Origin of the sequence: Enterobacter sp. 940_PEND (assembly GCF_001059415.1) — a bacterium.
GTDB lineage: Bacteria > Pseudomonadota > Gammaproteobacteria > Enterobacterales > Enterobacteriaceae > Enterobacter > Enterobacter cloacae_M.
This window is the reverse complement of sequence record NZ_JUMS01000006.1, coordinates 260,684-266,822: the sequence shown is the minus strand read 5'-3', so window position 1 is coordinate 266,822 and position 6,139 is coordinate 260,684. Positions and strand designations below refer to the sequence as shown.

General features: G+C 51.8%; 11 protein-coding genes. All 11 read right to left on the bottom strand.

Features of this window, described 5'->3' with window-relative positions; genetic code table 11:
- Positions 1–226: 226 nt before the first annotated feature.
- Positions 227–1,024: a helix-turn-helix transcriptional regulator gene (locus ADJ24_RS02530; RefSeq protein ID WP_023312609.1), complete on the bottom strand. Its 798-nt coding sequence runs from the start codon at positions 1,022–1,024 to the stop codon at positions 227–229.
- 143 nt (positions 1,025–1,167) lie between these two features.
- The gene (locus ADJ24_RS02525; protein WP_023312608.1) at positions 1,168–2,013 is read right to left on the bottom strand and encodes a DUF4942 domain-containing protein; all 846 of its coding nucleotides are present in this window, start codon (positions 2,011–2,013) and stop codon (positions 1,168–1,170) included.
- Between the two features lie 70 nt (positions 2,014–2,083).
- Positions 2,084–2,287: a DUF957 domain-containing protein gene (locus ADJ24_RS02520; RefSeq protein ID WP_023312607.1), complete on the bottom strand. Its 204-nt coding sequence runs from the start codon at positions 2,285–2,287 to the stop codon at positions 2,084–2,086.
- Positions 2,288–2,316: 29 nt separating this feature from the next.
- The gene (locus ADJ24_RS02515; protein ID WP_023312606.1) at positions 2,317–2,808 is read right to left on the bottom strand and encodes a DUF5983 family protein; all 492 of its coding nucleotides are present in this window, start codon (positions 2,806–2,808) and stop codon (positions 2,317–2,319) included.
- A complete protein-coding gene (locus ADJ24_RS02510) occupies positions 2,805–3,182 on the bottom strand; it encodes a TA system toxin CbtA family protein (RefSeq protein ID WP_023312605.1) in 378 nt (125 codons plus the stop codon). The genes ADJ24_RS02515 and ADJ24_RS02510 overlap by 4 nt, the downstream gene beginning before the upstream one ends.
- 62 nt (positions 3,183–3,244) lie before the next feature.
- On the bottom strand, positions 3,245–3,619 hold the full coding sequence (locus ADJ24_RS02505; RefSeq protein WP_023312604.1) for a type IV toxin-antitoxin system YeeU family antitoxin: 375 nt from the start codon (positions 3,617–3,619) through the stop codon (positions 3,245–3,247).
- 31 nt (positions 3,620–3,650) lie between these two features.
- Positions 3,651–3,872 (bottom strand): DUF987 domain-containing protein, encoded by a 222-nt coding sequence (locus ADJ24_RS02500; RefSeq protein WP_023312603.1) that lies wholly within the window; start codon positions 3,870–3,872, stop codon positions 3,651–3,653.
- 11 nt (positions 3,873–3,883) lie between these two features.
- Positions 3,884–4,363, bottom strand: coding sequence for a RadC family protein (radC, locus tag ADJ24_RS02495; RefSeq protein WP_023312602.1), 480 nt, complete (start codon positions 4,361–4,363; stop codon positions 3,884–3,886).
- 10 nt (positions 4,364–4,373) lie between these two features.
- Complete coding sequence (locus ADJ24_RS02490; RefSeq protein ID WP_075204438.1) at positions 4,374–4,853, bottom strand: antirestriction protein; 480 nt, start codon at positions 4,851–4,853, stop codon at positions 4,374–4,376.
- A gap of 124 nt (positions 4,854–4,977) precedes the next feature.
- Positions 4,978–5,187 carry a hypothetical protein gene (locus ADJ24_RS23820; RefSeq protein WP_160311370.1) on the bottom strand — a complete coding sequence of 70 codons (210 nt, stop codon included), beginning with the start codon at positions 5,185–5,187 and terminating at the stop codon, positions 4,978–4,980.
- 18 nt (positions 5,188–5,205) lie between these two features.
- Positions 5,206–6,024: a DUF932 domain-containing protein gene (locus tag ADJ24_RS02485; RefSeq protein WP_023312600.1), complete on the bottom strand. Its 819-nt coding sequence runs from the start codon at positions 6,022–6,024 to the stop codon at positions 5,206–5,208.
- Positions 6,025–6,139: the final 115 nt, after the last annotated feature.

Sequence of the window (6,139 nt, the reverse complement as noted above, 5' to 3'; positions counted from 1 at the left end):
TAAGCCATCTTAAATGACTCTGAGGTGTCTGTTAAACCCGTGGCGATTCATTTTAGGCATAAAAAAGACCTCAGTTGAGGTCTATTTACATACTGTTGGTGCGTAGGCCGCACCGCGATTTACGCCATAACCAACTGAAATAAATGAATTTATAAAAACAAGGAACCACATTGTATACTCACATGTATACTCAACGCGATTCCCTGTGAAAACAGCTAACTAAAAACTACTCTTCATCTTCTTCCACGGGCTCCAGCGCGTCAAGTACGACTCGCACCATGGCAATAGAACCAATACGGATAAAAGCATCTTCACCATCTTCGTCGGTTAGCATATAACGCTCCGTTGTTTCAGGCTCACAATCCAGCATCTCAAAGAACGCATTCAACTGGCCGATATCATCCGTCTCTTCATTTTGCGGTGTATCAGGCTCAACGCTCAGCGGAATCACAGGGCCACCGTTCACCAGGGTGATATGGACATTAAAATAATCGTCTTCGCAATCATCATCCTCTTCAGCGACGATTGGCAGCAGATCATCAGACAAGAACTGGTGAAATACCACTTCACGCATATTTAACGCATAGCGATACTGGTCCGAGTCAAAGACAAAGAACCGCTCTACATTCGGGCTAGTTTTTTCCTGGAAATAATAATAAAACCGCCGCTTATCCGCAGCAGAAATGGGCAACAATAAATAGTCCTGTAGCCCCTGTAGCCAAAGTTTTACGGTCCAGAGACCGCTATCCATTTCAATGCCACTTGTAGCTATTACCTCAAGATCTTCATCGGTTTTACGACGCTTCTTACGGAAGTCGTCGATCAACCGATCGCTTTCCGGGAACACGACGTTTAGAGGTTTATCCAGAGCATTGCATATTGCCTGAGCAAGGCCCAACTTTGCTGCAACCTTCCCAGTTTCGATGCGCTGGATTTGCTGCTGGCTGGTGCCGACCATAAACGCCAGTTCGCGCTGAGTGATCGACAATTGGGTACGAAGCTGTTTGATGTTGTTCTGTAACATAGCATCGCTCATCTCATGAGGTTGATGGCTGACATTAAAACACAAAAACGCGTAAATACACACATGTGTGTTTTCAGATAGATATTTGTCATAAGTGTGGAAGATTTAAAAGGCCATCACCCAAAAGAGAAGACCTTTTACACTTACTTAGCAGCCAGCATCCCCGGATAGTGCTTCGCAATGATCTCATTCATATTTTCTACCAAGTCGGGTCGTTTGAAGGTGATATGTCCCGATCCCTTCTGGAAGTAGCGTATCGACAGATACTCATCTTCGTATACGGTACTGTGTTGCTTGCTGATATGGTCGGCTAATCTGACGCTGAGATCGTGACGGTTTTCGGGAAGAGGCTTACCATCAAGCAGATTCAGCATGCGCTCTAAATCCGCTAACTGATCCCGTCGTTTTCCATGTAGTAAACCAAATCCCCAGCGTTCATGTTTCACGAGACCATTGACGATGATCTTTCTGCCAAACCGGCACGGCGAGTTCGACCTGTAATCCCAGCTCAGGCTTTTGAAGACGTTGATGATCCCACGCTCAAATACGTCGTCTTTGCTGTGCTGCAGCTGTCTGAAGGTGCTGAGAATATTCTCTTCACTGATGGCCGGAATATCATCCCGCTCAAGAGTTCGGCTCCATTCATCGCGAGCCGCAGCATCCATCAGGGCGATCATGCCGGATTTCTTCATCAAATCGCGCCAGATGCTACGGTCGAGATTGCAGGTGATCACGTTCATGGCGGTTTGTTCTTTCTCAAGTAACCAGCAACCACGGCGAAATTCCTGACGCATTGCCCAGTCAATGGCTGTTTTACCCCCAATACTCTCGGTTAGCGCAGAGATATCAGCGAGCTGATGGATCATCGCTTTGATTTGTTCCAGTGCGGCATTGCGCCCGACAACGATACGTTCAATGCTGGTGGAGCTGATAAGCTCGGTATGGCCTGTCAGAACATCGGATTCAGTGTGGGTGTATTGTTCGGACATTTGCTTTCCTTTATATAAACGCAAAACGCCAGCCGGGTCAGGGCTGGCGTTTATGCTGTTTGATGAGAGGCTACGGTTTATTGACGTTGTGCAGGAGCTGAAGATGGCAGAGATCCCGGACATCGTTCCTTGCCTGCTGGATGCAGGGTAATAGCGTGGCGGAATCGGTTCTGTCTTCGTCGTTATCGAAAATTAGCGTGGATTCACAGTCGATATTGTCCTGCAGCCAGTCGATCAGAATATCCAGCGCCGCTTCGGTAGTGAGTGTCAACATGGGGTTGCCTGTGATAATGAAGAGAAGATTTACCAGTCGAAGATCTCAAAGCCTGGTAGCAGTTCACCAAAGGCATCGAGGTGAATGATGCTCAATGGGTAGCGACGCATCAGAGTGATAATCAACCGGCGACCTGCTTTCGACAGTCCGCATCGTTTCAGTTGCAGAACCGGAAAAGCCCACGCATCCAGACGGATGAGATAGCCTGATCCGGTATAGCAAATCCACTCCGCATCCTCGTGAGCTTCCCGTTGTTGCGAGAGCCGATACAGCAGATCGTTGTCATCGCAGGTGATATGCGCCGTGCTGCACTGAATGCCATGGTAGCGGGCGCTGGCAGGAAGCGGATCTTCAATCAGCAGTTTTCCGGGCTCGTCTGCAATGCGAAGCGAATAGCCATTATCACAGACCACATCGATCAGATCGGTCAGTTCAATACCATCGATATCCACGGAAATCCGGCCCATGTTGAGAGCCAGGACGTTGACAGTATCAGCTTCCACTGTGAGGGAGAGTTTCATCGTGTCCCCCCGCTGTATTTGCCGGTGGTGATGTCGGTGACCACTTTGTAATCGTTGCGGGTCATCAGCCCGGTCGCTTTTCGTGCACGAAGGATATCGATGCTGCCAATAAGCGGTGACTGTGTTTCTGTGCTGAAACCGTGGCGATCGATACGGACCAGTTCGTACTTTTCGACGATAAAATTGACGCCATCGCACAGTGAGATACCAGCCTCAATATGCTCCTGGATCACCATGTCGTTGCCAAACGGGGTGTCGTTAAGTGTGAGCCCGTAATGTTGCTCCAGGAGGTACGTCAACAGGGTTTGCCAGATATCGACAGGAGATGGGCGTGACGCCGTCGCCCGTACAGGGTGTATAGATTGGGTTTGCATGATGTTCTCTTTCTGAGGTGAAACGAGGAAGGTGGTGCCGGATGCTGTTGCAGGTCTGGTGATTACGCTGCTGGCGGTTCCCCCGGATAAATCGCGAGGTAGATATAACCACAACTGCCCAGTGTGTCCGCTTCGCAGATGAGACCATTGTGATACAACGTGACGCAGTGCTGGTGGCGTGGGTTGAGCTCACCGGATACCAACATCAACTCAAGCTGTTTGAGCATCAGGGGAAAAGCCTGATTAAGCTGCAATGCTTCGCTTTCGTGAAATGTTCCGGTGAAATTGCTCCGGTCAGACAGGAAGTGTAGCTGATTGCCCTCCTGGACCAGGCGGGTACCAAAACAGGGTGTGGTGTCGCACTTCAGCCCCCACCAAGGGGAAGCGATTGTGTGCTGAGGTATCGCCCCGACATCGGTACTTTCAGTATCGGACATTTAAGCACTCCTTAACAGTGATGGTAAGTGATTAATTAAGTGTGACGCTGCGTAGAACCACATACGGACCGTGACGGTCATGACGGCGCTCCGCGAAGACCGCCAGCACACCGCTGACATCCTGTACCTCCCGCCCTGCGTAGTGGCAGATACTGCCGGACCATACGTATTTGCCGGTACAGAAGCGAAACAACCGGGATTGCGGATGCTGACGATAAATCGCCATGGCCTGACGCTTGCTGATAATTTTCATCACAGGTCCCCTTACAGCCAGCCGCGTTCAGCTAGCGAGACGATCTCCATCCCGCCAACAACCAGGTGATCCAGAAGACGGATGTCCACCAAATCCAGCGCCTGCTTAAGACGTTCTGTGATCCGTCTGTCTGCCTCGCTGGGCTCTGCGTGCCCTGAAGGGTGGCTGTGTGCAACGAGCATGGCAGCAGCGTTATGTTTCAGTGCAGCCTTCACTACTTCCCGTGGATGGACCTGCGTATGGTTGATGGTGCCGGTGAAGAGGGTTTCATGCGCAATCAGCCGGTGCTGGTTATCCAGGAAGAGCGCAATAAATTCTTCACGCTCCTGCGTGGCAAGCTGCAGGCGTAACCAGTCCCGGACGGTGTGGCTGGAGGTAAATGACGCACCGGGTTCACGTAACTGACGCTCCAGCAGGGTTAGAGCCTCACGGATGGTGTGCTGTGCGGATGCCGGTAATTTGGCGGCAAACAGCGGTAACTGTGTTTCCATTGTGGGGTCCTCAGTCGATGATATGCATGATGGCGCTGCATTCTGCGTGGTTGAGCGCGTAGTCCCGCAGACGGTAATAGTGCTCCGTCATGGCGTCGCATTCGGTGCGCATGGCGTGGTGGCTGTAAGTCATCAGACAGACGGCTATTCCGGCGGCTTCGGCGCTGAGTTCACCACCGTTGCCGTTCATCGGATTGAACAGCGTCCATTTTTCATCGATATCCTCATTCGCTTCCGGGGCCATAAAAGCACCGCCGTTGCTCAGCGTGTAAAACTGCCAGATGCCGCCACTGTAGCTGGCGCAGAAGCGGTCCATCCAGGCGAAGGCTGTCGGTTCAAGGATTATCCACTGTGGTATGTTGCCGAAGTGCAGTGGCCAGAAGCCAACACGCTGTTCGTCCGGTACGAGCGTGGCGGCCAGTGCGGAGACTTCATCGGCAGATTTCTGGTGTAACAGGTTGTTATCGTTAAGGTTGATAATGTCGGTCATGTCAGTTGTTCCTTTTGTAGAGGTCATAAGCGCACTCCCGCTGAGCGGGAACGTGTAAGTCGTGTGATTTTTGGCGTAACAGGCGTGCCGTGTTACCGGCAGGTAAGTTCAGCAGGTGATGTGGTCAGGAGTTGCCGTGGGCAGGATTGTGCATAGCCATCGATATCGCACCGTGAGGGCCAGATACCATTCGCATCAGCCTGCTGACAAAGGCTAAGTTCACCAGGCCGGTAGCAGAGATGCCTGCACCAGGCGCAGAGGTCATCGTCGGATACAGAACGGCAGCCGGGCTGGTTTTGCAGAGAGACGGGCCAGACTGCTGTCTGATAAGCATTCGCAGGAACGTGCTGCATCAGCTCAGTGCCTGTTGTAATTCTTCGGCCATCACCCACAGCGCTCGGTTCAGCTTGATATCGCCGTCGATACCGTTAACCGCGCGTGTACGGCTGCGTTTACCCTGTGCGGAGCGACCATTTAAGCCTCCCTTACTCAAATTTTCCTGAAGCGTATTGAAAGTCGTCCACAAATCACTTTTTTCGTCCTGCCAGCGACGTGGCGTCAGTACCTGGGATTCGGTGATGGGCTGATGCTCTTCGCCAAAACGGTAGGCCAGCGCTGCTTTCGCAAACGCCTGCTGAGCGGGTGGCGGCACCAGCAGTGACTGCATGGCCTCGCGTTTCTCCTCCACCCGGTCAAACACGCCGAGGACTTCGTAAGCGCCTTCAATCACTTTTTCAACGACATCACCGCGATGCGGTACGCGGATCTCGCCAAACGACTGACCGCAGACGAGCGAGTTTGTACAAACACTTCTGAAGATCCCTGGTAATAACTGAAAGCTGGATGCGCCATCGTGCGAATTAAGAATGATGATTTCCGGCACCTGCTGACCGTTTATCTGCCCGGCACGGCGCAGACGGAGCATGTGCTTCGTATGCTCACGCTTGCTCTGATCACGCACTTTAGTCTGACAGGCAAAGAAAGGCTCAAATCCTTCGCGATGAAGGTTCTCCAGCAGAGTGATAGTCGGGATATAGCAGTAGCGCTCCGAGCGGGATTCGTGCTTGTCTTCGCCAAAAACGCTGGGAACATGCTGGTGTAATTCGTCGTGGGTTAGTGGACGATCACGGCGTATCTGGTTGGTTCGGCCAAAGCAGCTGGCTAATCGCATAATGAAAACTCCTTGTGGCTAACGGCATAAAAGCAAAAGACCATGCTCCGAAGAACATGGCCTGATGCAGGGGGTGGCGGTTGTGATAAAGAACGACGATGGACGCTGACTGTGG